The following is a 26,604-nucleotide window of genomic DNA, read 5'->3' on the forward strand; positions in this document are numbered from 1 at the left end:
CCAGCCCTACGGCGTACCCCAGCCGTAGGTCTGCTTGCGCAGCTTGAGGTACACGAAGGTCTCGACGCCGGTGACACCCTCGATCCGCCGGATGCGGCTGTTCAGCAGGTCGAGCAGGTGGTCGTCGTCGCGGCAGATCACCTCGGCGAGCACGTCGAACGAGCCCGCCGCGATCACGACGTAGCTGACCTCGTCCATCGCGGCGAGCGCGTCGGCGACCTCGGTGAGGTCGCCGCCGACCTTGATGCCGACCATGGCCTGGCGCAGGAAACCCAGCTGCAGCGGGTCGGTCACCGCGACGATCTGGACGACTCCCGCCTCGACCAGGCGCTGGACCCGCTGCCGCACCGCCGCCTCGGACAACTCGACGGCCGCCGCGATCGCGGAGTACGAGCGACGACCGTCCTCCTGCAACTGTTCGATGATCCGCTTGGAGATGTCGTCGAGCTTTTCCTTCGCCACAACGCGGATGCTAGTGCTCTGTCTGCCGCGGCGAGTGGTTGCGCGGCACGAGTCGTTCACGCAGAACGTTCAGCTGGTGCGAGGCCTCGACCGCGGACGTCTCGTCCAGCGCGCTCAGCGCCACCATCAACGCGTCGGCGACGACCAGCGGGGTCAGCGACTCGTTCGTCATCCCGGTCGGCGTGTGGGGTGCGATCAGCACCGCGTCCACCCGGCCGGCGAACGCGCCGGCGAGCTCGTCGGTGACCAGCACGACGCCGGCCCCGACCGACCTGGCGCGCTCCACGACGACGTTGAGCTCGTGCAGCATCCGGCCCGGCTGGAAGATCACCACGGCGTCGCCCTGCGCCAGCCCCAGCAACGGGTCGGCCAGCGCGAACCCGGTCTCGCCGGTGAACCGGGCGCGCCGGCCCATCCGGCCGAGCGCCAGCGTCAGCTGCCGGGCGGCGAGCTCGCAGGCGGCCACGCCGTAGGACAGCACTTCACCGGCCTGCGCGAGCACCGTGATCGCGCGCTGGAAGTCCTCGGTCGTGGTCAGCCTGCGGCACTGGTCGATCCGCTCCTGCGCCTCGTCGAACACGTCGGTCCAGATCGTCGTGAGATCCCGGCCGACGTGCGCGATGCGTTGCCGTAGCCGGACTTCCGGCGCGATCGACGAGGTGAACTCGGCCGCGAGGTCGCGTTTCAGCGCGGGCAGACCGGCGTAGCCCAGGCGCCTCAGGGCGCGCACGACGGTGGCGCTGCTGGCCCGGCTGGCCGCGCCGAGCTCCTGCGCGCTGGCGAACATGACCTGCTCCGGCGGGGCGCTGACCAGGTACTGCGCCACCATCCGCTCCGAGCTCGACAGCTCCTCCCAGCGGGTGCGCACAGCCGTCCGCAACCGGGTGATGCCGCCGTCTTCTGAACTGCTCATTTCACCTCTTGACTTCTATGAAACCAGCATTACGCTACTGGCTCATCCGTTACAAGTTCACGGAGATCTGAAATAGATGTTACAGCACCCGGTCCCCAGGGAGAGTCATGTCCGCACGTGTCCTGCCCGTCGTCGAGGTGTCGGGTGACGCCCTCACGAGGGGTCGCCAGTACGGCGAGGCCGCCCGTGACCAGGTCGCGGCGGCGCTGGACTACTACGCCGAGGCGTTCGGCCAGTCGAGCGGGCTGACGTGGGCGCAGGTCACCGACCGGGCCGCGCGCTGGCTGGAGCCGGTGCGGGCGTTCGCGCCGGAACTGCTGGACGAGATGCGCGGCGTCGCCGACGGCGCGGGTGTCGCCCTCCTCGACGTGCTCACGCTCAACGCCCGCGGCGAGGTCATCTACGACAGCACGTTCGCCCGCATGAGCGAGGACGAGGAGCCGGCCGATGGCTGCACGTCGTTCGCCGCGGTCGGTGACGCCAGCGGTGACGGGCACGTCTGGGCGGGACAGAACTGGGACTGGCGCGCGGGCGCCGCCGGCACCGTGGTGCTGCTGCGCATCGTCCAGCCACCGCACCCGACGGTGATCATGCAGGTCGAGGCCGGCCAGATCGGCCGCCAGGGCGCCAACTCCGCGGGCATCGCATTGAACGCCAACGGTCTCGGCGGGCGGTTCGACGACGCCGTCGGGCTGCCGCAGACCGTCGTCCGCCGCGCCGTACTGAACCAGGCGACCGTGTCCGACGCGCTGCGCGTGCTGGTCCGCTCCCGCGCGCACATCGCCAGCAACGCACTGCTCACCTGCCGGGAGGGTTTCGCGATCGACCTCGAGACGACCCCGGCCGGGCACAGCTGGATGTACCCCGACGACGGCTTGCTCGTCCACGGCAACCACTACCAGGCGGGCGTCCCCGCCGCCCTCGCCGACACCTACCGGCCGATGTCGGCCGACTCGCTGGTGCGCGTGCCCCGCGCCGAGGCGGGACTGCGGCTGCTGCGCGGCTCCACCGGACCGGACGAGTCCCGCAAGCTGATCCGCTCGGCGCTGTCCGACCACCTCGGACATCCCGACTCGCTGTGTGCGCACGCCGATCCGCGCAGACCGCCGGTCGAGCAGTGGGCGACGCTCGTTTCGTCCTGTGTGGACCTCACAGCCGGCGACTACCACGTGACCGCGGGAAACCCGTGCGAACAGGAGTACCAGCAGCTCCCCTGGAACCTCTACGACGGGCCACACGCACCCGCCTAGTTCTTCCGCTCCCCCACTTCCCGCTCCACCGCCAGGAGTTCCCACCATGAAGCTGATCCCCGCACTCGGAGTGCTGGCTCTCGTGTCCGCTTGCGCGGGCGCCCCGTCCGGCGCCAGAACCACCGACCCGGCCACTCTCACCCTCACCGACCTCACCCCGAAGGCGGCCGCGCCGGTCGAGCGGGTCAACTGGCTGGTCGAGTCCGAACCGGACACCCTCGACCTCGACACCCAGGGCGGCGCGCCCGCCAGCACGGTCGTCAGCAACATCTGCGAACGGCTGTTGCAGGTCCAGCCGGACATGACCATCAAGCCGTGGCTGGCGAGGAGCACGGCGAACCCGGACCCGAAGACGCTCGTGCTCACGTTGCGCGACGACGTGAAGTTCCACGACGGCTCACCGATGACCGCGGACGACGTGCTGTTCAGCCTGAAGCGGCACGCCGACCCGGCCAACGAGCAGTCCGACGAGTTCGGCCGCGTCGCGTCGATCGACCAGACCGGGCCGCTGGAGATCACCGTCCGGTTCACCCAGCCGGACGCGCTGTTCACGCAGGCGCTCGCCGGTGACGCCGGGCTGGTCTACAACCGTGAACAGGTCGAGGCCGCCGGCAAGGACTTCGGCACGCCGGGCTCTGGCGACGCGTGCTCCGGCCCGTTCACGCTGTCCTCGTGGAAGTCCGGCGACTCGATCACCATCAAGCGGCACGACGCCTACCGGGGTGAGAAGCCGCTCGCCGGTGAGGTCGTGTTCCGCTGGGCCAGCGACAGCGCGCTGGTCAACGCACTCGCGACCGGTGCCGCGGACGGGGTGTTCGTCGACTCCCTGGCGACCGCCACCGCGTTCGAGGGCAAGCAGGGCGTCGACCGGTACTTCGGCCCGAGCACCGCCGCACTCGTGCTCATCCCGACCGAACGCGGCGGGCTGAAGGACCCGAAGATCCGCACCGCGCTCTCGCTGGCGCTGGACCGCCAGGGCATCTCCGACGCCGGGTTCGGCGGCCTCGCGCAACCGTGGGCGACACCGGTCGGCTCCGGCGCGTGGGGCTACGCGAAGGAGGCGTTCGCCGCCGCGCAGAAGGACCTCACCGACGCGCCGGCCCGTCCCACGGACGCGGATCTGGTGCGCGCCAAGCAACTCGTGCACGAGGCGACACACAAGCCGTCCGGGCCGATCGTCATCGGCACGGACAGCAAGCAGGGCCGCACGGTCATGGCGAACGCCGCCCGCGACGCGCTCAGGCGCATAGGCCTCGACGCGGAGATCAAGACCGTGCCGACGCCCAAGTACAGCGAGTTCTACGGCGAAGCCGCCGCGCGCAAGGACATCGATCTGCTGGTGGCCGACTGGTACATCTCCAAGAGCGACCCGATCGGCCTGTACGACAACGCGATCTCCGGCAGTTCCAACAACTGGGTCGGCTTCGCGGACCCGCAGTACGACCAGGCCGTCCAGGAGGCGCTGAGCACGCTCGACGACTCCCGGCGCGCGGCGCTCGTCATCGACGTCCAGCGCCGCTACACACAGGCCGCGGTCTGGATCTCCGTCGCGCAGGTGCCCAACACGCTGCTCATCGACCACGAACTGACCGGGCCGCCGGCGTCGATGGCCTACCTCTACTCGCCCTGGGCCGCCGCCCTCGGCAAGAAGGCGAGCTGACCGTGTTCCCGGCAGCGGGCCGCCAGGTCGCCGGGTTGCTGGCGACCCTGGTGGTGGCCTCGTTCGTCATCTTCGGCGCGGTGTACGCCGCGCCGGGCGACCCTGCGGTGTTCCTCGCCGGCGGACGTGACGACCTCACGCCCGAACGGCTCGCGGTCGTGCGCGAGCAGTACCACCTCGACGAGCCGTTCCTCGCCCAGTACCTGCACTGGCTCGGCAACTGCCTGCGGCTCGACCTCGGCCGGTCGTTCCAGTACAACGACGAGGTCGTCGACCTGCTGGCCGCGCGGGTGCCGACCACGCTGGCGCTCGTCGCCTACGCCACGGTGTTGTTCGTGCTGTTCGGTGTGGGTGCGGGTGTGCTGGGCGCGTTGCGGCGCGGCACGTGGGCCGACTCGGTCCTCATCGGCGGCACCACGTTGTCGGCGTCCGTGCCGTCGTTCGTGGCGGGCATCGGGCTCGCCGCGATCTTCGGCGTCCAGCTCGGGTGGTTCCCGGTGACCGGCAGTGGCGAAGGGTTCGCGGGGACGCTGCACCACCTCACGTTGCCCGCGGTGTCGATGGCACTGGGTGCGCTGGCCGTGATCAGCCGCGTCACCCGGCAGACCGTGGTCGAGGCGGCGGGTGCGGACCACGTGCTCGTGGCACGGGCGTCCGGGTTCCCGGAACGGCAGGTCGTGGCGCGGCACGTGCTGCGTAACGCGCTCGCGCCGATCATCACGATGTGCGGCCTCGTCACGGCGGGCATGCTCGCCGGAACCGTGGCGGTGGAGACGGTCTTCGGGCTCAGCGGCGTCGGCTCGTTGCTCGTGGGCGCCATCAACGGGCACGACTTCCCGGTGGCGCAAGCGGTTCTTCTGCTGATGGTGACCGGCTACATCGTGATCACCACCGCCGTCGACCTCGCGCACCCGTTGCTGGACGCACGCGTCAAGACCGCAAGGAGGGTGGCATGACCGCACTGCCGGCGGTACTGCCCGCCGTGTCCCGGCGGCCGGCCGGGGTCGTCGCCGCGGCCGTCGTGCTGGCGGCGATGGCCGTCGCGGCGATCGCCGCCCCACTGCTCGCCCCGTACGAACCCGACGCGATCGACCTGTCCGCGTCGCTGGCCGGCACCAGCGGAACGCACCTGCTCGGGACCGACGCGTCCGGCCAGGACCTGTTGTCCCGCTTGCTCTACGGGGCCCGTACCAGCCTGGTCGCACCGGTCGTGCTGCTCGCCGTCGCCGCGATGATCGGCGTCAGCCTCGGTCTGCTCGCGGCGTGGCACGGCGGCTGGGTCGACACGGTCGTGTCCCGCCTGACCGACGTGATGTACGCGTTCCCTGGCCTGTTGTTCGTGGTGCTGATCATCGCGGTGTTCGGCGGCGGGATGACGACCTCCGTGCTGGCGCTGGGTCTCGCGTTCGCGCCGACGGTCGCGAAGTACACCCGCAGCGTCGCCAGGGCGGAGATCGTGAAGTCCTATGTGGACGCCTACCGGGTGCAGGGCATGGGCGGGTTCCGGATCTGCTGCGGGTACGTCGCGCCGAATCTCGCGCGGTCGGTCGTGGGCTACCTGGTCGTGCTGTTCGGCGAGGCGCTGATGAGCCTCGCGACGCTCAGCTACCTCGGGTTCGGCGCCCAGCCGCCCAGTTCCGACTGGGGACTCATGGTGCAACAGGGTCAGGCGTCGATCGTGCTGGGCGCGCTGCTGCCCGCGCTCGTTCCCGGCGTCGCGATCGCCGTGGTCGTCGTGTCGTTCAACGTGGTCGGCGTCTGGGCCGCCGACCGTCTCGGGACCAGGAGGTGACATGCTCGACATCGAGAACCTCACGGTTCACCTGCCGGGAGCGGCCCGTCCGCTGCTCGCGTCCGTCTCGCTGAGCATCCGGCCCGGTGAGGTCGTCGGGCTCGTCGGCGAGTCCGGTTCGGGGAAGTCCACGACCGCCAAGGCCGTGCTGGGACTGTTGCCCTCCGGGGCCGTCGCGCACGGCCGCGTGCTGCTGGACGGCGCGGACGTGCTCACGATGTCGCCCGCGGATCTGCGTGCGCATCGCAGGCACTCCGTGGCGATGATCCACCAGGATCCGCGGGCCGCGCTCAACCCCGTCCGCCGCGTCGGCGACTTCCTCGTCGAACGCCTGATGCCGGTGCACGACAAGCGTTCCGCCCGCGCACGCGCGGTGGAGCTGCTCGACGCGGTGGGACTGTCCGACCCCGCCCGGCGTCTCCGGCAGTACCCGCACGAGCTGTCCGGCGGCATGCTGCAGCGCGTCGTGATCGCGGGCGCGCTGGCCACCCGGCCGCGGCTGCTGCTGGCCGACGAGGCGACCAGCGCGCTCGACGTGACGACGCAGGCCGAGATCCTCTCGTTGCTCGACCGCCTGCGGACCGAGCACGGCCTCGGGCTGCTCCTGATCACCCACGACCTCCATCTCGCCGCCGCGATGTGCGACCGGGTGCAGGTCATGTACGCGGGCGGCACGGTCGAGCAACAGGAGGCATCAGAGCTCTTCCGCAGTCCCGCGCACCCCTACACGCGCGGCCTGCTGGACTGCTCGCCGTCGCTCGACGCCACCGGCCTGCCACCACACCCGATTCCGGGCCAGCCGCCCTCGCTGGCCGACGAGTTCCCCGGCTGCCCGTTCGCGCCACGATGCCCGCTCGCCTCGGCCGACTGCGAGAGCTGGACACCGGTGCCCGCCGCGCTGCCCGGGGGCGGCACCGCGGCCTGCCTGCAGATCCCCGTGAGGAGTGCGTGATGCTGACCGTCACCGGCCTGTGCAAGTCGTACCGCCTGTCCCGCAAGCAGGAACTCGTCGCCGCCGAGCACATCACGTTCACCGTCCCGCACGGCGGCGCGCTCGCGATCGTCGGCGAGTCGGGCTCCGGCAAGACCACCGTCGCCCGCATGCTCGCCGGTCTGCTGACCCCTGACTCCGGCACGATCGAGGTGGCCGGCTCGGGTGCGGGGCGGCTGGATCGCGCCCGTGCGATCCAGATGGTGTTCCAGGACCCTTACGGCTCACTGGATCCCCGTCTCACCGCACGGCAGTGCCTGCGGGTAGCCCTGCGCCTGCACCACCACCCGGAGTCCCAGGTGGCCGACCTGCTAGACCAGGTCGGCCTCGGCGTGCGGGAGGCCGGCGCGCGCCCGCATGAACTGTCCGGCGGCCAGCGGCAGCGGCTCGCCATCGCCCGCGCGCTCGCCGTCGAGCCGCGGGTCCTCGTGCTGGACGAGGCGGTGGCCGCACTCGACGTGTCCATTCAGGCGCAGATCCTGCGGCTGCTGGACGACATCCGCCGGGAGACAGGGGTCGCGCTGGTGTTCATCAGCCATGACCTGGCCGTGGTCGCGCACTCGTGCGACGACACGCTGGTGATGCGCAACGGCCGTGTGGTGGAGAAGGGACCGACCTCCCAGGTGCTGACAGACCCGTCCGATCCCTACACCCGGCTGTTGCTCGACTCGGTGCCGCGACCGGGCTGGCGTCCGGCGCCCGCCTGACGAGAACTGTTCGCCATTCCCTCATCAATGCGTCCGCCGAGAAGTCCGCTCCACCGGGAAACGTAATGCTGCGATTGAGTCGACCCCCTGACACACACCGTTTCGAGCCAACGCCTCCGGCTCCACCTCGGGAAACCCCGGCAGAACGCAGAAGGCGCGTTCATTTCCGCCTGCCGCCACACGGGTGCGCCAATTGAGACGAGCGCCTGTTGAGACGGAATGCGCGGACAATTGACCGTGCGGCCGGAGCACGGGCAATATCATTGCGCCTGACCACAACGGTCGGGATATGGTGTTGCCCGGTGGGGGAAATTTCTGGCGCAGCACGTCTGGAGGAATCCGTGGACCCGGCACTGGACGCCTTGCGCGACCGGCTGGCGGAGATCGTCGCGTCACCGCCGGACACCACCGAGCAGCTCGTGGACACGCTGAGCGGTCTGGCGAAGCTCTCGAACCAGTGGTCCGAGGCGATCCAGGCGCTGCGCGCGCCCACCCGCAGGCTGATCGGCCCGGCCGCCGCCGCTTCCGTGAGCGTCGCCGCCCGTCGCGCCGAGGAGTCGTTCATCGAGCTGGAGATCACGCTCGGTGACGCGCTGGCGGCCCAGCCCCGCGCGATCCGGCAGCCGTGAGACCTCCTTCCTCTGCACCGGAAAGCCGCTCGGTCGCTGACAAAACCGCGTGGCAGGCCTGACCAGGCAACTGCACACTGCGTGATAGTCCTGCCCGAGACACACCCGATCGGAGGGTTTCCGCACGTCCTCCCACTGGCGGATGATGCGCCCGTTCGGGGTTTCAGGGGTGCGAGGGAGTACTCGTCGTGCACACGCTGTGCAACCGGACCCCCGCGGCGGGCCACCCTCCGTGAGGGGGCATGATCGCGTATCCGACGCCCTCGGCTCACCAGGCGCGCGACGACCGAGCATGGTCTAATCGCCGCCACGTGAGGATCGGCCGTACACAGTTTGGACTCGATCTCGAATGACCTCAGGTCTGCCCTGCCCCATCTGCGAGGGGCCGGATCGACGTGGCAGCCTCGAGCGCTCGCTGCGGGTGCTCGCCGTCGACGACGAGGCACCCGCGCTGGAAGACCTCACGTACCTGTTGCGCTCCGATCCGCGCATCGCGCACGTGGAAGCGGTCACCGACGCCACCAAGGCGCTGCGCGTGCTGCACCGCGCGATGGACGCCGGGCAGCCGTTGGACGCGGTGTTCCTCGACATCCGCATGCCGGGGCTCGACGGTCTCGACCTCGCCCGCGTGCTCTCGCGGTTTGCACAGCCGCCGCCCGTCGTGTTCGTGACGGCGCACCAGCAGCCGGCCGTGGAGGCGTTCGAACTCAAGGCGCTCGACTATCTCCTCAAGCCCGTGCGCCAGGAACGGCTCGCGGAGTCCGTGCACCGCATCGTGCACGAGGTCTGGGACTCGAAGACCGCCACCGAATCGGCCACCTCGGCACCCACGCAGCCCACGAACTCCACGCCGCCGGAGATGGGCGACGAGGTCATCCCCGTCGAGCTCGGTGGCGTCACCCGGTTCATCCGCCTCGCCGACATCCGGTACGTGGAGGCGCACGGCGACTACGCCCGCCTGCACACCGCGACCGGCAGCGGCCTGGTGCGCGCGGCGTTGAACGGCCTGGAGGAGCGCTGGCGCAGCGCGGGGTTCGTCCGCATCCACCGCAGCCACCTGGTGTCGCTCGGCCACATCGACGAAATGCGGCTGGAGGACGGGCACCTGAGCGTCACGATCGGCGGCGCGGTGCTGCCGGTCAGCCGCCGGCACGCCCGCCACCTGCGGCAGCTGCTGGTCCGCCGCGCCCGTCCCACGCCAGGCGCGGGTCAGCCCGCCGGTGTCCTGCAACCGAGGAACGGGCTCGGGTCGTGACGACGCCGCCACCCCGCAGGCCGGTGGAGAAGCCGACCCAGCGTGTGGTGGTGACGAGCCCGCGCACGCGGGCACCTCGCGCGCGCCGTCCGTACTCGGGCACGCGCGAGATCAACGAGCAGAGCGAGCTCGGCGCCGTCTACATGCGCACGCTGATCCGGGCGCAACGGCGGCTGGGCCTGTCGGTGTGCCTGGTGGCGACCGGGGCGCTGGCCGTGCTGCCGCTGCTGTTCGCGATCGACCCGGAGCTCGGCAGGTTCCGGATCCTCGGGCTCGGGCTGCCGTGGTTCCTGCTGTGCGTGGCGACGTGCCCGATGCTGCTGCTGGCCGGCTGGTTCTACGTGCGGCAGGCCGAGCGCAGTGAACGCGAGTTCGCGGAGCTGGTCGAACGTCCATGACGAGTGGTTACGCCATCGTGGCGGTGGTGGTCGTCGCCCTGGGCACGATCCTGGTCGGCACCTACGGACTGCGCGTCTCCCGCACCACGTCCGACTTCTACGTCGCCTCGCGCACCGTCTCGCCGTGGTGGAACGCCTCGGCGATCGGCGGCGAGTACCTCTCCGCCGCGTCGTTCGTCGGCATCGCCGGGCTGATCTTCGCCTACGGGCCGGACATGCTGTGGTTCCCGGTCGGCTACACCGCCGGGTACCTCGTGCTGCTGACGATGGTCGCGGCGCCACTGCGGCGTTCCGGCGCCTACACGCTGCCCGACTTCGCCGAGGCCCGCTTCCGGTCCCGCGGCGTGCGCGCGGTCGCGTCGATCCTGGCGCTGGCGATCGGCTGGCTGTACCTGCTGCCCCAGCTGGAGGGCGCGGGCCTGACGCTGAACACGGTGACGGGCGCGCCGGACTGGGTGGGCGCGCTGATCGTCACGATGGTCGTGACCGCGAACGTGATGTCGGGCGGGATGCGGTCGATCACGTTCGTGCAGGCGTTCCAGTACTGGCTCAAGCTCACCGCGATCACCGTGCCGATCGTGTTCCTGATCGTGGCGTGGCAGATGCACGGTTCCGAGTCGCTGACCAAGCCCGAGTACCCGGTCTTCCGGCAGGACACCGAGGTCACCTTCCAGCGCCCGACCTCGATCCACGCCGACGAGTTCATCTCCATCAGGGGCACCGGCGAGATCGACGGCGCACGCGTGGAGAACACCGTTGTGGTGCTGACCGAGGGCTACCACCGCATCGGGCAGGGCTCGGAGTTCACGTTCCCGAAGGACGCGGCGGTCCCGCATCTGTCCACAATGGAGCACAACACCAACGAGATGTGGTCGCTGCCGATGTCGAGCGGCCAGGACTTCCCGTTGTACGGCGCATATTCGCTCATCATCGCGACCTTCCTCGGCACCATGGGCCTGCCGCACGTGATCGTGCGTTTCTACACGAACCCGAACGGCACCGCCGCGCGCCGCACGACGTTGATCGTGCTGGGCCTGCTGTCCGTCTTCTACCTGATGCCACCGATGTACGGCGCCCTGGGCCGCCTGTACACACCGGAACTGCTGATGACCGGCCAGACCGACGCCGTGGTGCTGGTGCTGCCGACGCGGATGATCGAAGGCATCGGCGGCCAGCTGCTCGGCGCGCTGGTGGCGGGTGGCGCCTTCGCGGCGTTCCTCTCCACGTCGTCGGGCCTGGTGGTGTCGCTGGCGGGCGTGCTCTCGCAGGACGTGCTGCGCCTTGGCGGCGTGCGCGGTTTCCGGATCTCCACGGTGCTCGCGGGCATCGTGCCGCTGGCGATGACGTTCATCTCCACCGGCATGCCCGTCGCGGACATGGTCGGGCTGGCGTTCGCGGTGGCGGCGTCCTCGTTGTGCCCGTTGCTGATGCTGGGCATCTGGTCGAGCCGCATCACCAAGGCCGGCGCCATCGCGGGCATGCTCGCGGGCGGCGTGCCGGCGCTGACCGCGGGTCTCGTCACGATGTTCACCGACACCGGCGACGCCTGGTACGAGATCCTGCTCTCGCGCCCCGCCGCGTGGACGGTCCCGCTCGGTTTCACCGTGATGTACGTCGTCTCGCTGCTCACCCCGCGGTACCTGCCTTCGGGAGTGCAGCGCACGATGGTCAGGCTCCACGCGCCCGAGAACCTCGGGCTGGACGGCTCCGGTTCCTCCTCGGCCGAAGAGCGAAGCTAGAAGGTGACGCGCCCATGCACGACTTCCTCACCGCAGCCGCGATCCTGATCGTCGGCGGAGCGGCCGTCCTCGTCCTGTGGCGGGGCACGCGCAACAAGCAGTCGCTCTCGACCGAGGCCCAGCGCGTCACCTACGAAACCCTCCACACGGCATGGTCCGCCGCACCCCCGCTACGCGCGGGCCTGGTCCCGGACGCGGCGAAGAAGTCGGCCCGGCACCTGCGAACGTTGCTGGACACACCCGCGCTGGCACTGACCGACGAAACGGAGGTCGTCGCGTGGGAAGGCGTCTCCGACCACCACGCGGCCGACGCCATGACCCAGGCCGAGGACGTCTTCCTGACCGGCCGCACCCAGGCGTTCGACATAAGCTGCACCGAACCGAACTGCCCGATCAACTGCGCCGTAGTAGCCCCCCTGACCGTCGAGGGCCGCGTAGTGGGCACCCTGGCCGCCTACTCCCGCGAAGCCTCAGCGGGCCTGGTCCGCGCGACGAACCAGGTAGCCCGCTGGGCGGCGGGCCAACTGGAACTGGCCGAACTGGACCGCTCCCGAACCCGCCTGGTGGAAGCGGAGGTGCGCGCCCTGCGAGCCCAGATCTCCCCGCACTTCATCTACAACTCGCTCTCCGCCATCGCCTCCTACGTCCGCACCAACCCGGAACGAGCCCGAACCCTGCTCCTCGACTTCGCGGACTTCACCCGCTACTCCTTCCGCCGCCACGGCGACTTCACCACCCTCGCCGAAGAACTCCGCTCGATCGACCAGTACCTGGCCCTCGAACGAGCCCGCTTCGGCGAACGCCTGAAGGTGACCCTGCAGGTGGCCCCCGAGGTGCTCCCGGTGACAGTCCCGTTCCTCTGCCTGCAACCCCTCGTCGAAAACGCCGTCCGCCACGGCATGGAGGGCAAGGTAGAGCCGGGCCACATCCAGATCTACGCGAACGACGGCGGCGCCGAGGCCCACATCACGATCGAGGACGACGGCATAGGCATGGACCCGGAGAAGCTCCGCCGCACCCTCGCGGGCCACGTGGACGAGTCCGCCGGAATAGGCCTGGGCAACATCGACGAACGACTCCGCCGCGTCTACGGCGACGAGTACGGCCTGGTCGTCGAAACCGCCTGCGGGCTGGGCACGAAGATCACCGTCCGGGTGCCCAAGTACCACGCAGGCATCAACGGCATGTGACCGCACGCACCACGGACATGCCACACCGGGCCACCCTGCCGCCCACGGCGATGGCGGAGCCGAGGCGTGTGAACCTCTTCGCTCTGGTGAAGCGGTGATGACGCAACCAGCCCGGCGATTGGGGCTTGACCTTGAGTGGGCGGGATGCTCCCCTCATGGGCACGGCCGGGCGCTTTTCAGCCCGGCCTTTTCCGGCCGTCAAGCATCCCGCCAGAGGCTCAAGGTCAAGCCCCAATCGCTATCGACGCGCAGCGGCGATGACCGGCACCGACCCGGTACTGCCCGCCCAGCCACCCAGGCAAGGCGACCGCCCGCACGGCAGGCGACCACCCCGCTGGAACGCGACAAACCAACGCAAGCCGACCCGCACGGCCCACCCCAAAAACAAAACGCCGGAGCCACCCTTCCGCAGGGTGACTCCGGCGAAGCCGAAAACCTCAGCCGGCAGCCTTGGCGGCCCGACGATCCGCAGCGTCCAAAACAGCCCGAACCCAATCCAACTCGTCCGCCCCAAAGGCCCCCTCAGCCGCAGCACGACGAAGCCGAACCCACAACCCCAAATCGGTCCACTCCTGGAACCGCCGATGCACGGTAGGCACCGTAACCCCGAACGAAGCCGGCAAATGCCGCCAAGCACACCCGGACGACAGCACGAACACGATCGCGGTGAACACCGACCGGTTGCACACCCGCCCACGCCCACCCCCCTGCCGGCGCACCTTGGCCGGCGGGATCAGCGGCTCCACCACGGCCCACAGGTTCGCCGACACCAGGCGGGACGACAGCTGCTCGATGACGTCACCACGACCGGGTTCCTGCTCCGAAGGCCACGTGCGCATCCACGGGTCGGGGCGCGGCGTCAGGTCGGCGGGGCGCGGGTCCTGGCGGGCGGACTCTGCGCGCTGGCGGGAGCGGAGCAGGGTGGCCAGGGCCGTGTCCTCGGCCGGGGTGCGGCGCTGGGGGACGGCGTAGGCCTGGTGTTGCTGGGCGTGGCGCGTGATCTCGGCGCCTACCGTGCGGCGGAACGACGGGTTGCGCGGGTCCACCGGCTGGCCGTAGCGGACCGGGGCCTGGCCCACTGCCGCCTGACCCACGGCCGCCTGGCGCGGCGGAACCTGGCGCGGTGGGATTTGGCCCACTGCCGCCGGGCGCGGTGGGACCTGGCGCGGTGGGACGACGGGGCGCCCTGGCACCTGGCGGGGCGGGACCTGCCGCGCGAGCCGCGGGTCCGGGGTGCGAGCGAACTGTGAGTCGGTCATGGTGTGGTCCTCCGCCAGGACTTTTCCGTCAGGTGACAGCGCTCACAGTAGGAAGGCGGCCCGAAAACAGGTAAGTACGTAGGCCATAAAAGGCGATGAGCGGCTGTGCCGTGGCGATGCGCGGCTCGTCCTGTTGAGACGAGTGGTGCACTGTCTGCGACGAACGGATAACCGGTCGTGGTACCGCTCTCACGATCGGGTGGCGCGCAACCCCGCCATCGGGCGCTGTTGATCCCCTCGTTGACGCCCGGATAACGTCGAGGCGTGAAGCTTTTGGCCACCAGCGACCTGCACGTCTCCTACCAGGACAACCGCGACGTCGTGGCGGCGATCGCCCCGCCGGACCCGGCTGACTGGCTGATCATCGCCGGGGACATCGCGGAGAAGTTCGACTCCATCGAATGGACGCTGCGGACGCTCCGCCCGAAGTTCGCGCGGGTGATCTGGTCGCCGGGCAACCACGAGCTCTGGACCACCAAGGACGATGCCAACCAGTCCCGCGGCGAGGTGCGCTACAAGCAGCTCGTGGAGCTGTGCCGCAGCCTCGACGTGATCACGCCCGAGGACCCGTACGTCACGTTCGACGGCCCCCAGGGTCCGGTGACTGTCTGTCCCCTCTTCCTGGGTTACGACTACTCCTTCCGGCCGCAGGGCGCCACGGACGTGGAGTCGGCCCTCGCCATCGCAACCGAGGCGGGCGTCGTGTGCACGGACGAGTACTTCCTGCACCCTGACCCGTACCCGTCCCGCGAGGCGTGGTGCGAGGCGCGCGTGCGGGAGACCGAGGAGCGGCTCGCCCGGATCAGCGGGCCGACCGTGCTGATCAACCACTATCCGCTCGTCCGCGACCCCACGTTCGTGCTGCGCTACCCCGAGTTCGCGCTCTGGTGCGGCACGACGCTGACCGCAGACTGGCACCGCAGGTTCAACGCGGTCGAGATGGTCTACGGCCACCTGCACATCCCCCGCACGACGCACTACGACGGCGTGCGCTTCGACGAGGTCTCGCTCGGCTACCCGCGCGAGTGGAAACCACGCGGCACCACCCAGGTGAAGCTGCACGACGTGCTGCGGGAGTCATAAGTGCTGGAGCAGTTGTTTCCCCCGCCCATCGCGGTGGTGGAGCGGTACGACGACGACGAGCCGGTCGAGCTCTTCCCCGAGGAGGAGGCGCAGCTCGGCAACGCCGTGCCCAAGCGCCGGTTCGAGTTCGGCACGGTCCGCGCCTGCGCCCGCGAGGCCATGCGGGTCCTGGACGTCGCGCCCGCCGCGATCCTGCCGGGCCCGAAGCGCGAGCCGCTGTGGCCGGACGGCGTCGTCGGCAGCCTCACGCACTGCGCGGGCTACCGGGCCGCGGCACTCGCGCGGACGAGCGACTTCGAGACGATCGGCATCGACGCCGAACCGCACCTGCCCGCGCCGGACGGGGTGCTGGGCGCGATCGCGATCCCGGCCGAGCTCGGCCGGATGGCGGGCCTGAAGGCCGGCGACCCGAAGATCTGCTGGGACCGGTTGCTGTTCAGCGCCAAGGAGACCACCTACAAGGCGTGGTTCCCTCTCACCCGGCGCTGGCTCGGCTTCGAGGACGCGGACATCACGCTCGACGCCGGCGGCACATTCCACTCGCGCATCCTGCTGCCCGACTCCCCGATCGCCGGGTTCGACGGCCGCTGGCTCGTGCAGGGCGACCTCCTCGTCACCGCCATAGCCGTGCCCGCGCGCGTTTGACCGGAACAAGACACACGAGTGTCGGATTGATCAACCATGGTGCACAGTGGTGGGGTGAACCCTCGACCGCCGGGAGGCCACCATGGGCGAGGACGTCGCGAAGCACGAGTTCACGCGCGAGGACCGAACGCGGTACCGCACCAAGGTGCGGCGTTGCCTCGACGTGTTCGCCCGGATGCTGCGTGAGGCACGCTTCGACTTCGAGAGGCCGATGACCGGTCTCGAGATCGAGATCAACCTCATCGACGAGAACGCCGACCCGGCGATGAAGAACCACGAGGCGCTGCAGGTCATCGACGACCCGGACTTCGTGACCGAACTGGGCCAGTGGAACATCGAGATCAACGTGGCCCCGCGCCGGCTCGCGGGCGGCGGCATCACCGCGTTCGAGGAGACCGTCCGCCGCAGCCTCAACGATGCCGAGCAGAAGGCGCGTGAGGTCGGCGCGCACATGGTCATCAACGGCATCCTGCCGACCCTGCGCACCAAGGACATCTCGCCGGACCTGCTCTCCAGCAACCCGCGCTACGCGTTGCTCAACGAGCAGGTGCTGGCCGCGCGGGGCGAGGACCTGCAGATTTCCATCGACGGCGTCGAGCGCCTGCACCTCACGGCAAGCTCGATCGTCCCCGAGGCCGCCTGCACGAGCACGCAACTGCACCTGCAGGTCAGCCCGGAGCAGTTCCCCGCCTACTGGAACGCCGCCCAGGCCATCGCGGGCGTGCAGGTCGCGGTCGGCGCGAACTCGCCGTTCTTCCTCGGCAAGGAACTGTGGCGCGAGACCCGCATCGCGTTGTTCCAGCAGGCCACCGACACCCGCGGCGACGAGCTCAAGGCCCAGGGCGTGCGGCCGCGCGTGTGGTTCGGCGAGCGGTGGATCAACTCGATCTTCGACCTGTTCGAGGAGAACGTCCGCTACTTCCCCGCGCTGCTGCCCATCACCGACGACGAGGACCCGCTGGCGGTGCTCGACAAGGGCGACACGCCCACGCTGAGCGAGCTGAAGCTGCACAACGGCACCATCTACCGCTGGAACCGGCCCGTGTACGACGTGGTGCGCGACCGTCCGCACCTGCGCGTCGAGAACCGCGTGCTGCCCGCCGGGCCGACCATCGTGGACACCCTGGCCAACGCGGCGCTGTACTTCGGCCTGGTGCGCGCACTGGCCGAGGACGAACGTCCACTGTGGTCTCAGATGAGCTTCCAGGCGGCCGAGGAGAACTTCAACGCCGCCTCGCGCAACGGCATGGACGCGCAGATGTACTGGCCCGGCGTCGGCACGGTGCCGGTGGTCGAACTGGTGCTGCGCCGGTTGCTGCCGCTCGCGCACGAGGGCCTGATCCGGTGGGGCGTCGAGTCGTCGGAGCGTGATCGTTTACTGGGCGTCATCGAGCAGCGGTGCCTGAGCGGCGTGAACGGCGCCACCTGGCAGGCGCGGGAGTTCCACCGGCACTACGACCACACGCACCTGGACCGGGCGGACGCGCTGCGCACGATGCTGCGGACCTATGTGGACCTGATGCACGCCAACGAACCCGTGCACACCTGGCCGCTGACGTAAGAGAACGGGGGCAGCCGCACAGCGGCCACCCCCGTTCAATTGATCAGGACGTCGGGAAGTTGTCCGGCGTCCTGATGCGCTCACGCACCCAGACACCGGCCGGCTTCAGGACGCTGGTGCCCGCGAACGTGGTACCCGAGCAGGTACCCGTCTTGAACACCGCACCCGTCAGGCCGTCGTCGGAGAAGTTCCAGTTGGCCCACGAGATCTTCTTGCGGGCCATCAGGTCGATGTACTTCTGCGACATGGTGAAGTCGTTCGACCCACCACCGGACGCGGCCTGCGTGCCGAACTCGGTCACGAAGACCGGGACCTGGCTCGACACCTGGTCCAGGACGCTGAGGTACGCGTCCTTGTGGGCCTGGGCGTAGAAGTGGAACGAGTACATGAAGTTGGTCGCGTTGACCCTGTTGTTCAGCACCTCGGACGGCGAGTCGCCGTCGGAGTGGCCGAACGTCGACCAGCCGTTCGTGCCGGAGACGATGAGGCTGTCCGGGTCGATGTTGCGGATGACCGGGATCATCTGCTCGGCGTAGGACTTGACCCGCGACCACGACGTGCCGTTCGGCTCGTTGGCGATGTCGTAGATGATGTTGGTCTTGTCCTTGTGCCGGTTGGCGATCTCCGTGAAGAACGTCTTGGCGCGCGACAGGTTGTAGTTCGGGTCACCGGGCGAGAGCTGGTGCCAGTCCACGAGGACGTAGATGCCACGGCGCGTGGCTTCCTCGATGTACCCGTGCATCATGTCGGTGAACTTGCGGGGGTCGGTCTCGTAACCGTCCTCCTGGATGTACATGGCGACGCGGATGAAGTCCGCCTTCCAGTCGTTCACCAGCGCGTCCCACCACTGGGACTTGGAGCACTGGTGGTACCACTGGATGCCGTGCGTGCTCATGCCCCGCAGCTGGATCGGGTTGCCGTACTGGTTGCAGAGCTGCACACCGCACACGCGCAGCAGGCCGTTGATGTCGTGCGGCCTGGTGCCGCCGGGCGTGCCCGGCTGGGTGCGCACCGAGATGGAGTTCGACGCTCCGGACAGGTTGCCCGCCGCGTCACGCGCCCGCACGGTGAAGGTGTACGCGGTGTCCGGCGTGAGGCCGGAGACCGTGTGCGTGGTGCCGGACGCGGTCTGCCCGTTGGACAGCACGTATCCGGTCACGCCCACGTTGTCGGTGGACGCGTTCCACGCCAGCGACACCGAGGACGCCGTGGTGCCGGTCGAGCGCAGGCTGCCGGGGACCGACGGGGCGACGGTGTCCGGCGTGCCCGTCTGGGCGTCGACGTCGACGCGGTCCAGGTTCGGGCCGCCGTTGTACGTCGTCGCCACGGTTCTGATCTTGTTGGTGCCCGCGTTGAGGTTCACCGTGGTGCTGCGGGTCGTCCAGGACGTCCACGCACCCGTACTCGGGAACGGGAAAGCGCCCACTGCGAGCGAGCCGTTCACCGAGATGTCCATCGGGCGGGTGGCCGTCTGGCCGTTGGCGAACCGGAAGGTGAGCGTCGCCGGGCCGGCACTGGCAGCGGTCACGGTGAACTCGACCGAGCTGCCGACCTCGTTGTCGTAGTTGACGAAGCCCGAACCGGTGAAGCCGGCGTGGTTGGACTCGACGAGACCGTTGGAGATCGAGGCGCTCTCCGCCTGGTACTGGACCGGGGCGGCGACCGCGACGGCCGGGACCACGGCGAGCGTCAACGCTGCCGGGACGACCATGAACAGGGATCTGGCCACAGGTGCCTCCTGTGCAAGGGGAACTACAGGGCGCGGCGGCGCTTTAGTTAAGAAGGTTTCCTAACAGTTGTGGCTGAATCACAGCACTAGACCACTACTCGTGTCAACAAATTCGGGCGACCGAACTGGCCGGGTTTGGCATCCTCGATCACCTGATGCGATCCACAGTCACCGTGACACCAGCACAGCTCCCGGAGGTGCTGCTGCACGTCGCCGTCGTCCGGCCGGTCTTCCTCTGGGGAGCACCGGGTATCGGCAAGTCCTCACTCGTCCGCAAGTTCGCCACCGAGCTGGGCCTCGAGTGCGTCACGCTGCTCGGCACGCAGCTCGCGCCGGAGGACCTCATCGGAGTTCCGGAACTGGTCGGTGGCCGATCCCGGTTCGCCCCGCCGGAGTCCATCGCGCGGCAGGACCCCTACTGCCTGTTCCTCGACGAGCTGAACGCCAGCTCCCCCGAGGTGCAGAAGGCGTTCTACTCGCTGATCCTCGACCGCCGGATCGGCTCCTACGAGCTCCCGAAGGGCTCGATCGTGATCGGCGCCGGTAACCGGGCGGTCGACAACGCCCTGGCGCGCCCGATGGCGTCCGCACTCGTGAACCGCATGATCCACGTGCACCTCACGGCGTCCGCGCGCGATTGGCTGGCATGGGCGCGTGAGAGCAACATCCACCCGTGGGTGCTGGAGTACCTGACGCAGCGCCCGGACCACCTGTGGAGCGCGGCGCCGAAGGTCGAGGAGACGTTCTCCACGCCGCGTGGCTGGCACATGCTCTCCGACGCGCTGCACTCGTTCGGCGACGACATCTCCGAGGACCTGCTCGGGGTGCTGGCGTTCGGCACGGTCACCGCGAACCACGCGTCGATGTTCAAGGCGTACGTGAAGACCGTGCGCAACGCGTTCGGGCTGGAGGCCGTGCTGCGCGGGGACGTCCGCTGGCCGTCGGCGCCCCAGGACCGCGACCTGCTCTACTTCCTGGGAGAGGCGTTCCGCGCGCGGCTGGTGAAGGAGCTGCCGCACGACAAGGCGCACGCGCCGGCGGCGGGCAAGCAGCTCGCGCACCGGGGCAAGGCGTTGCTGCTGGAGCTGGCGGAGCTGTCGCTGGAGATCGCGCAGATGGTGATCGCGGCCGACGACGACGGCAACCCGGTGCTGCCCGCGTGGTTCCTCGTCGAGGTCACCCGCGATCTGCCCCGGCTGGTCGCGGCACGCGCATGAGCAAGCGCAGGAAGGCTTTCGCCGACCAGGCCGCGCTGGACTTCGAGGCCGCACGCGCGCAGATCCGCCTGCATCCGCTGTTCGCACCGTTGAGCAGCTACGAGAGCCGGAACTCCGACCACCCGTGGGCGGACATCTCGCTGGACGGGTCGCTGCGCGCGCATCCGACGCGCAAGGCGAGCGAGGCCGAGTGGGTGTGGGTGTTCGCGCATTGCCTGCTGCATCTGGGGTTCGGTACGGCGTCCTGCGACGACGTGCTGGACTTCCAGCCCGCGATCCGGCTCGGCACCCGCCCGTTCTCGTGGGAGCCGGGCCGCTGCGTGCGGGGTGGACCAGCCGAGGACCCGGAGAAGTGGGCCGCGCGGTTCGCCTCCGGCCTGTCCAACGCCGCCGTGGCCGCGATCGACGTGGCGGGCGGCGCGCGGTCGTCGTTGTCCGACTCGCGGCCGATCAGGACCGAGTGGGACCTCGCGCTGGGCTGGTTCGTGTCGAACTATCCGCTGCTGGGCGCGCTGGCGTCGACGATGAAGGTGGTGGCGGACGCGGAACTGGCGCGGGGCTGGGACATCTCGATCGCGGCGGTGTCCACGGCCTCCGCCGAGATCTACGTGAACCCGTTGGCCGGCTTGACCAGGCAGGAGTGGCGGTTCGTGCTCGCGCACGAGATGCTGCACGCCGCGCTGCGCCACTGCGACCGCGTCGGCGGGCGGGATCCGTACCTGTGGAACATCGCCGCCGACTTCGTGGTGAACGGCTGGCTGGTCGAGATGGGCGTCGGCTCGGCACCGGAGGGCGTGCTGCACGACCCGGAGCTGCGTGGCCTGTCGGCGGAGTCGGTGTACGACCGGATCGCCGTGGACCTGCGGCGGTACCGGAAGCTGCTGACGCTGCGAGGCAATCACCAGGGCGATCTGCTCGGTGAACCGTTGCGCGGGCCCGCCGATGTAACGGATCTGGACGAGTTCTACCGGCGTGCGCTGCTGACCGGCCTGAGCTACCACACGTCGTCGCGCGGACTCCTGCCCGCCGGACTGGTCGAGGAGATCCGGGCGCTGGAGCACCCGCCGTTGTCGTGGGACGCCCAGCTGGCGCGGTGGTTCGAGGAATTCGTTCCAGCCGTGGAGAAACGGCGCACCTACGCGCGTGCGTCGCGGCGGCAAGCGTCCACTCCGGACATTCCGCGGCCGGGCTGGGTGCGGCCGGAGTCGCTGGAGTCGCGGCCGACCTTCGGCGTCGTGCTCGACACGTCCGGCTCGATGGACCCCAAGCTGCTGGGCAAGGCACTGGGCGCGATCGCCTCCTACGCCGCGGCACGTGACGTGCCCGCCGCACGCGTGGTTTTCTGTGACGCGATGGCATATGACGCCGGATATGTGCCCGTCGAGGACATCGCGGGACGGGTGACGGTGCGGGGGCGCGGCGGCACGGTGCTGCAGCCCGGCATCGACCTGCTCGAACGCGCGGACGACTTCCCCTCGGGCGGCCCGGTCCTGGTGATCACCGACGGGTGGTGCGACGTGCTGCGGATCCGGCGCGAGCACGCGTTCCTCATTCCGGCGGGCGCGCATCTGCCGTTCCGCGCGCGTGGCCCCGTGTTCCGGATGTCCTGATGGAGATCGCCTGTGACGAGTCGGGGTCCGAGGGCGAGAAGCTCGTCGGCGGGGTCACGGCGGTCTTCGCGCACGCCGGGGTCTCGTTGTCCGTGGCCGAGGCTGCGGCGTGCGTCGAGTCACTGCGCCAGATGATCAGGTCACCTGCCTTGGAATACAAGGCGAACCACCTGCTGCGGACGAAGAACCGCTGGGTGCTGCTGTGGTTCCTCGGCCAGGACGGTCCGCTGGCCGGTCGCGCCCGTGTGCAACTGCTCGACAAGCGGCGGTACCTGGCCTCGCGGGTGCGGGCGGAGTTCGGCTCGGTGACCGGGCCCCTGGAGCCGTACAACGACCTGCTGCGCGCCCGTGGCCCGCGCGGGGCGCTCGACCCGTTGTTCCCGGCGATCCTGCGGGCCGTGGCGCAGTGGGACGGGCCGGTGTCGATCGTGCATGACCAGCAGCTTTCGCTGACCGACGGGCGGATCCGGCAGCTCAGGGAACTGGCTCCACGGCTGGAAAGCCTGACGCTGGTCGACTCGCAGGACGACGCCCGGGTGCAGGTGGCGGACTTCCTGGCCGGCATCGCGCGACGGGTCGCGGAGGAGGAACTGAACGGAAAGCCGGACCGAGAGGTGATCGAGTTGCTGATGCCGTTCGTCGTCGGGCCTACGATGTGGAATGCCTGACGCCATATTCGCCGACCCACGGTTGGCAAAAATCTACGACGCCTTCGACGGGCCTCGTCTCGACCTGGACTTATATCTCGGGATCGCGGCCGAGGTCGAGGCGAGGAGCGTGCTCGACGTCGGGTGCGGAACGGGAAGTCTGGCTGTGTTGCTCGCCTCATCCGGCCGGACGGTCATCGGGGTGGATCCGGCGCTGGCCTCACTGGAGATCGCTCGCGCCAAGGACTCCAGGGTCACCTGGATCCACGGCGACGCCACCACGTTGCCCCAGCTGTCGGTGGACCTCGCGACGATGACCGGGAACGTCGCACAGGTGTTCCTGGGCGACGACTGGGAGGCCACGCTGCGGGGTGTGCACGGCGCGCTGCGGCCCGGCGGGCACTTCGCGTTCGAGACGCGGCGGCCGGAGGAACGGGCCTGGGAGGACTGGGCGCGGGTGAAGCCACGGGTGCTGGTCGGCGTGCGCGAGCAGTTCGACCTGCTCGACGTGAGCCTGCCGTTCGTGTCGTTCCGCCACACCTACGGTTTCCCGGACGGCTCCGTGATCACCTCGGACTCGACGCTGCGGTTCCGGTCCCGCGCCGAGGTCACGCACAGCCTGGTGCGCTGCGGGTTCGAGGTCGTCGACGTGCGGGACGCGCCGGACCGGCCGGGCCGGGAGCACGTGTTCCTGGCGCGCAAGGTCAGCTGACCAGCACCGGCTGCTTCCAGGCCCGCACCAGCCACGGCAGGATCCTGGGCAATCGGTCGGCCACGATGTCGTGCAGCACCAGCACGATCCGGCCGGTGCTGCACGGGCCCGGCGTCGAGCCACACGAGGTGCATCAGGACGCCGGTCCCCAGGTCGAGCCCCGCCTCCGCCTCCGCGAGGGCCGCGGGGGTGGCGGCGGCGGGATCCGCGACCTCGTGGTGCGCGAAGCCGGAACGACACAGCTCAGGATGCAGTTCCACCAGGGACTCCATGGCGGCGGCCAGACGTCCCACGCCCAGCCCTGCCCGAACCTGCACCGTAATGGCTCTCACGTTAGGAGAGCCTAACCTAGGCTCCACCCAGGATCGCGCCCACTGAGTCCCAGGACACGGTCGAGCAGAGGCGCGTTCGAGCCGACCTCCACCGCGGCTCCGAAGAGCGAGCCGTCCCGATCGTCCGGACCGATCTCCGAGACGAAGCCGTGGACGACCTGGAGCAGGTCCTCGTCGACCTCGAACGGCTGCCCGGTCGCCTTCGCGAGATCCCAGCCGTGCAGCACGATCTCGTCCAGCGCCACGGCTGCCGCGACCTCGCCGGGCAGGTCGACGCCACCCGCGCGGGTCATGCCCTCCCAGGCCTCCGGCGCACGCCAGGCCGTCGCGAGCTCGGCCAGCCGTCGCGGGATCGACTCGCGGAAGTCGAGCGGCAGCCGGGACGCGTCGCCGGAGGCCGCGCCCTCCAGCGGGGTCTTCAGCGCCGCCATCGTGAACGCGACCGACAGGCCGCCGACGTGGTCGAGCAGGTCGCCGACCGTGTAGCTCGGGCACGGGGTCGGCGCCAACAGGTCGCCGTCCGTCACGTTGCGCACCAGACCCGCGAGCCGGTCCGCCGCAGGAGTCAGATCGAACATCAGTAGCCGTCGCCTCCCCAGAACTGCTCTTCCAACGTGTCCGCGGTACCGGCGAGCAACTGGAGCGGGTCGGTGAACTCGTGGATGTCGAGGTCCTTGAGCGGCAGCGAGTGCCGCACCACGACGTGATCCCCCATGATCGCGAGGCCGCACGCGACGGTCGAGTTGCCGACCTCCGTCAGCACCGCCTGAAGGTCCACGTCCTTGACCAACCCGCACGGGGACGCGATCTGCACCCACTCGTGCATCTTGTCGAGCACTTCCCGGACGATGATCACGACCTGCGTGCGGTCGTCCTCGTCCTCCTCCACGTCCCCGAAGGTGAAGAGGATCCTCAGCTCCTCACCCTCGTCGTGGATGACGTCGTACTCGGCGCGGACGTAATCCGCGAGGTCTCCCCAACTCGCCATGGCGCAACCCTACTTGCCGCGACAGCCCACAGCCCTACGACGAGCACAGCGCCCACCTCGGCGATGAGCAAGATCCTTTCTATGTAGCCCAACGGGAACACGCGCCACCACCGGACGTCGGAAACCATGCCCAGCACAATGGCGTACAAGATCGGCATGAATGCGACAACGCTCAACAAACCGGACGCCATCGTCCACCTCGCGTGCTTACCCCACACGTGGTCCCTGAGCCACGGGCGCGCGAGCAGGATGACGGCGATCGGCAGGCTGACGAACGCCAGCATGCTGCCGAACCGGTGAATGCTGCCGCTGAGCTCGTTGGTGCCCATCGCCCAGTTCGTCTTCGGGAACACCACCACGAGGAACAGGCCGGCCGACCACAGCGCGAGCGCGATCGAGCCGCCGGACCACCACCGCGTCAGCCCCTTGTGCGCCAGCACGCCGAGGATCGCGAGCGACCCGGCGGCCAGCAGCAGCACGGAGACGTCGAACACCGGGCGGTAGTCGCCCAGCGCGTACTCGCTGATGGTGCGGTGCAGCGGACCCACGGTCAGGTCCAGCAGACCGACCATGGCGATCGTCGCGACGACAGCGAACGAACCGCCGATGGCGGCCAGACGAGGTATGAGCACATAACGGACAACGTCCCGGCGAACGCGCGGGGTTCCTGGGTTCAGGAACCCGACAGGTTGCACCCAGGAACTCGACAGGATCAGCCGAAGACGCTCCCGCACGTGATGTTGACCTGCGCTCCCGTGATCGTGCGACCCCAGTCCGAGGCCGCGAACACCGCCGCCCGCCCCACGTCCTCGAGCGTCGCCGCCCGCCCGAGCAGCGTGTCGCCGACGATGTCCTCCTCGATCGGTGCCCGATGCTCCGGCGGAACCGACTCGGGGATGCCGCCGGTCTGCAGGGTCACCACCCGGACGCCGTGCGGCCCAAGCTCGGCCGCGAGCTGGCGCCGCATCGACTCCACCGCGTCGAACGCCGCGAGCAGACCGCCCAGCTGCCACTTCCGGTGCGCCGACGCCTCACCGGTGCCGCCGAAGAACAGGATGACGCCGGAGCGCTGCCTGATCATGTGCCGGGCGGCTGCACTCGCCGTGAGGAACTTGGACCGGACCGCCGACACGACGGGACTGAGGTAGTCCTCGACGCTCATCTCGACCATCGGCGTGCCCTGCACGTCGTTGTCGGTGGTGACGTTGACGGAGATGTCGATCCGCTCGAACGCGGCGGCGTGCCGGTCCACCGCCTGCTCGTCCAGCGCGTCGACCACGGCGTACTCGGCGCCGAGCTCGGCGGCCCTGGCCTTGAGCGTCGCCTCCGTGCGGCCGGCCAGATGCACACTGGCGCCCGCCTCGGTGAACGCGGCGGCGATCGCGCCGCCCACGCTGCCCGCACCGCCGTAGATGACTGCGGTCTTCCCGTTGAGGTTCATCGGCTCGCCGGTCATGGCGTCGAGGCTAGTGGTGTGGCCCGGAACGTTGCCGGGGGAATTCGGGGTCAGACGGGTGCATCGTGGTGTCGCCCCCACGTCGTCGTACTGGTTGTACGGGGGCGTGGGGGCGGCGGCGCGAGGTGCCCTGCTGAGCGTGGATTACCTCGCCGACGTTCCGGGTCGCGCCACTAGTGTCCTGCGCCTGAAATCCGCCAGATAAGTCTAGTCTGGGTTGATGGCGCGGATTGGACGTCCTCCTGCTGAGGTGACGTTGACCGAGCAGGAGCGGGAGACGCTGCAGCGGTGGGCGCGGCGGGCGAAGTCGTCGCAGGTGCTGGCGCAGCGGTGCAGGATCGTGCTGGCGTGCGCGGATGGTGTGCCGGGTAAGCAGATC

General features: G+C 69.7%; 25 protein-coding genes and 1 pseudogene. 18 read left to right on the forward strand and 8 right to left on the reverse strand.

Going from position 1 to position 26,604, the window contains the following annotated elements; genetic code table 11:
- Positions 1-6: 6 nt before the first annotated feature.
- Positions 7-462, reverse strand: coding sequence for an Lrp/AsnC family transcriptional regulator (locus tag BLR21_RS12645; protein ID WP_256334652.1), 456 nt, complete (start codon positions 460-462; stop codon positions 7-9).
- A gap of 10 nt (positions 463-472) precedes the next feature.
- Positions 473-1,375 (reverse strand): MurR/RpiR family transcriptional regulator, encoded by a 903-nt coding sequence (locus BLR21_RS12650; RefSeq protein WP_090005996.1) that lies wholly within the window; start codon positions 1,373-1,375, stop codon positions 473-475.
- Between the two features lie 107 nt (positions 1,376-1,482).
- Here BLR21_RS12650 and BLR21_RS12655 point away from each other — a divergent pair, with 107 nt between their 5' ends.
- The 11 genes from BLR21_RS12655 (at position 1,483) to BLR21_RS12705 (ending at position 12,986) form a co-directional block, all read left to right on the forward strand.
- Positions 1,483-2,625, forward strand: coding sequence for a C45 family autoproteolytic acyltransferase/hydrolase (locus tag BLR21_RS12655; protein WP_090005997.1), 1,143 nt, complete (start codon positions 1,483-1,485; stop codon positions 2,623-2,625).
- Positions 2,626-2,671: 46 nt separating this feature from the next.
- Entirely contained in the window at positions 2,672-4,285 is a 1,614-nt protein-coding gene (locus BLR21_RS12660) for an ABC transporter substrate-binding protein (protein WP_090005998.1), read from the forward strand.
- A gap of 2 nt (positions 4,286-4,287) precedes the next feature.
- Positions 4,288-5,241: an ABC transporter permease gene (locus BLR21_RS12665; protein WP_090005999.1), complete on the forward strand. Its 954-nt coding sequence runs from the start codon at positions 4,288-4,290 to the stop codon at positions 5,239-5,241.
- Positions 5,238-6,077, forward strand: coding sequence for an ABC transporter permease (locus BLR21_RS12670; protein WP_090006000.1), 840 nt, complete (start codon positions 5,238-5,240; stop codon positions 6,075-6,077). The genes BLR21_RS12665 and BLR21_RS12670 overlap by 4 nt, the downstream gene beginning before the upstream one ends.
- A gap of 1 nt (position 6,078) precedes the next feature.
- Positions 6,079-7,029 carry an ABC transporter ATP-binding protein gene (locus tag BLR21_RS12675; RefSeq protein WP_090006001.1) on the forward strand — a complete coding sequence of 317 codons (951 nt, stop codon included), beginning with the start codon at positions 6,079-6,081 and terminating at the stop codon, positions 7,027-7,029.
- On the forward strand, positions 7,029-7,775 hold the full coding sequence (locus BLR21_RS12680; RefSeq protein ID WP_090006076.1) for an ABC transporter ATP-binding protein: 747 nt from the start codon (positions 7,029-7,031) through the stop codon (positions 7,773-7,775). The genes BLR21_RS12675 and BLR21_RS12680 overlap by 1 nt, the downstream gene beginning before the upstream one ends.
- 341 nt (positions 7,776-8,116) lie before the next feature.
- Positions 8,117-8,404 carry a hypothetical protein gene (locus BLR21_RS12685; RefSeq protein ID WP_090006002.1) on the forward strand — a complete coding sequence of 96 codons (288 nt, stop codon included), beginning with the start codon at positions 8,117-8,119 and terminating at the stop codon, positions 8,402-8,404.
- Positions 8,405-8,753: 349 nt separating this feature from the next.
- Positions 8,754-9,659, forward strand: a complete 906-nt coding sequence (locus tag BLR21_RS12690; protein ID WP_090006003.1) for a LytR/AlgR family response regulator transcription factor — start codon at positions 8,754-8,756, stop codon at positions 9,657-9,659.
- Complete coding sequence (locus tag BLR21_RS12695; protein ID WP_090006004.1) at positions 9,656-10,057, forward strand: hypothetical protein; 402 nt, start codon at positions 9,656-9,658, stop codon at positions 10,055-10,057. Before BLR21_RS12690 ends, BLR21_RS12695 begins: the two co-directional genes overlap by 4 nt.
- Positions 10,054-11,796 (forward strand): sodium/solute symporter, encoded by a 1,743-nt coding sequence (locus tag BLR21_RS12700; protein WP_090006005.1) that lies wholly within the window; start codon positions 10,054-10,056, stop codon positions 11,794-11,796. Before BLR21_RS12695 ends, BLR21_RS12700 begins: the two co-directional genes overlap by 4 nt.
- Positions 11,797-11,810: 14 nt before the next feature.
- Positions 11,811-12,986, forward strand: a complete 1,176-nt coding sequence (locus BLR21_RS12705; RefSeq protein WP_090006006.1) for a sensor histidine kinase — start codon at positions 11,811-11,813, stop codon at positions 12,984-12,986.
- Between the two features lie 449 nt (positions 12,987-13,435).
- Here BLR21_RS12705 and BLR21_RS43735 read toward each other — a convergent pair.
- A pseudogene (locus BLR21_RS43735) lies at positions 13,436-13,825 on the reverse strand (transposase); the annotation flags it as partial.
- A 684-nt stretch (positions 13,826-14,509) separates the two neighbouring features.
- On the opposite strand from BLR21_RS43735, the gene BLR21_RS12715 reads away from it, so the two are divergent.
- The 3 genes from BLR21_RS12715 to BLR21_RS12725 all read left to right on the forward strand — a co-directional run bounded on the left by BLR21_RS12715 (position 14,510) and on the right by BLR21_RS12725 (position 17,534).
- On the forward strand, positions 14,510-15,328 hold the full coding sequence (locus BLR21_RS12715; RefSeq protein WP_090006008.1) for a metallophosphoesterase family protein: 819 nt from the start codon (positions 14,510-14,512) through the stop codon (positions 15,326-15,328).
- The gene (locus BLR21_RS12720) at positions 15,329-15,973 is read left to right on the forward strand and encodes a 4'-phosphopantetheinyl transferase family protein (RefSeq protein ID WP_090006009.1); all 645 of its coding nucleotides are present in this window, start codon (positions 15,329-15,331) and stop codon (positions 15,971-15,973) included.
- Positions 15,974-16,055: 82 nt separating this feature from the next.
- On the forward strand, positions 16,056-17,534 hold the full coding sequence (locus tag BLR21_RS12725) for a glutamate-cysteine ligase family protein (RefSeq protein WP_090006010.1): 1,479 nt from the start codon (positions 16,056-16,058) through the stop codon (positions 17,532-17,534).
- A gap of 43 nt (positions 17,535-17,577) precedes the next feature.
- Here BLR21_RS12725 and BLR21_RS44405 read toward each other — a convergent pair whose 3' ends face one another.
- A complete protein-coding gene (locus BLR21_RS44405; protein ID WP_276526491.1) occupies positions 17,578-19,263 on the reverse strand; it encodes a cellulase family glycosylhydrolase in 1,686 nt (561 codons plus the stop codon).
- 155 nt (positions 19,264-19,418) lie between these two features.
- On the opposite strand from BLR21_RS44405, the gene BLR21_RS12735 reads away from it, so the two are divergent.
- From BLR21_RS12735 to BLR21_RS12750, 4 genes are read left to right on the forward strand one after another with little or no spacing between them, the layout of a single operon-like run.
- The gene (locus tag BLR21_RS12735) at positions 19,419-20,480 is read left to right on the forward strand and encodes an ATP-binding protein (RefSeq protein ID WP_090006011.1); all 1,062 of its coding nucleotides are present in this window, start codon (positions 19,419-19,421) and stop codon (positions 20,478-20,480) included.
- Complete coding sequence (locus BLR21_RS12740) at positions 20,477-22,090, forward strand: vWA domain-containing protein (protein ID WP_090006012.1); 1,614 nt, start codon at positions 20,477-20,479, stop codon at positions 22,088-22,090. Before BLR21_RS12735 ends, BLR21_RS12740 begins: the two co-directional genes overlap by 4 nt.
- Positions 22,090-22,758 (forward strand): DUF3800 domain-containing protein, encoded by a 669-nt coding sequence (locus BLR21_RS12745; protein ID WP_090006013.1) that lies wholly within the window; start codon positions 22,090-22,092, stop codon positions 22,756-22,758. Before BLR21_RS12740 ends, BLR21_RS12745 begins: the two co-directional genes overlap by 1 nt.
- The gene (locus BLR21_RS12750) at positions 22,751-23,449 is read left to right on the forward strand and encodes a class I SAM-dependent DNA methyltransferase (RefSeq protein ID WP_090006014.1); all 699 of its coding nucleotides are present in this window, start codon (positions 22,751-22,753) and stop codon (positions 23,447-23,449) included. Before BLR21_RS12745 ends, BLR21_RS12750 begins: the two co-directional genes overlap by 8 nt.
- Positions 23,450-23,792: 343 nt before the next feature.
- On the opposite strand, the gene BLR21_RS12760 is transcribed toward BLR21_RS12750, so the two are convergent.
- From BLR21_RS12760 to BLR21_RS12775, 4 genes are read right to left on the reverse strand one after another with little or no spacing between them, the layout of a single operon-like run.
- The gene (locus BLR21_RS12760; protein WP_090006016.1) at positions 23,793-24,359 is read right to left on the reverse strand and encodes a TIGR03086 family metal-binding protein; all 567 of its coding nucleotides are present in this window, start codon (positions 24,357-24,359) and stop codon (positions 23,793-23,795) included.
- Positions 24,359-24,769 (reverse strand): type III secretion system chaperone family protein, encoded by a 411-nt coding sequence (locus tag BLR21_RS12765; RefSeq protein WP_090006017.1) that lies wholly within the window; start codon positions 24,767-24,769, stop codon positions 24,359-24,361. The genes BLR21_RS12760 and BLR21_RS12765 overlap by 1 nt, the downstream gene beginning before the upstream one ends.
- Entirely contained in the window at positions 24,694-25,503 is an 810-nt protein-coding gene (locus BLR21_RS12770) for a DUF998 domain-containing protein (protein WP_256334653.1), read from the reverse strand. The genes BLR21_RS12765 and BLR21_RS12770 overlap by 76 nt, the downstream gene beginning before the upstream one ends.
- A complete protein-coding gene (locus BLR21_RS12775) occupies positions 25,482-26,210 on the reverse strand; it encodes an SDR family NAD(P)-dependent oxidoreductase (protein ID WP_090006079.1) in 729 nt (242 codons plus the stop codon). Before BLR21_RS12775 ends, BLR21_RS12770 begins: the two co-directional genes overlap by 22 nt.
- Positions 26,211-26,604: the final 394 nt, after the last annotated feature.

The organism is Lentzea albidocapillata subsp. violacea (genome assembly GCF_900100275.1).
Lineage (GTDB): Bacteria > Actinomycetota > Actinomycetes > Mycobacteriales > Pseudonocardiaceae > Lentzea > Lentzea violacea.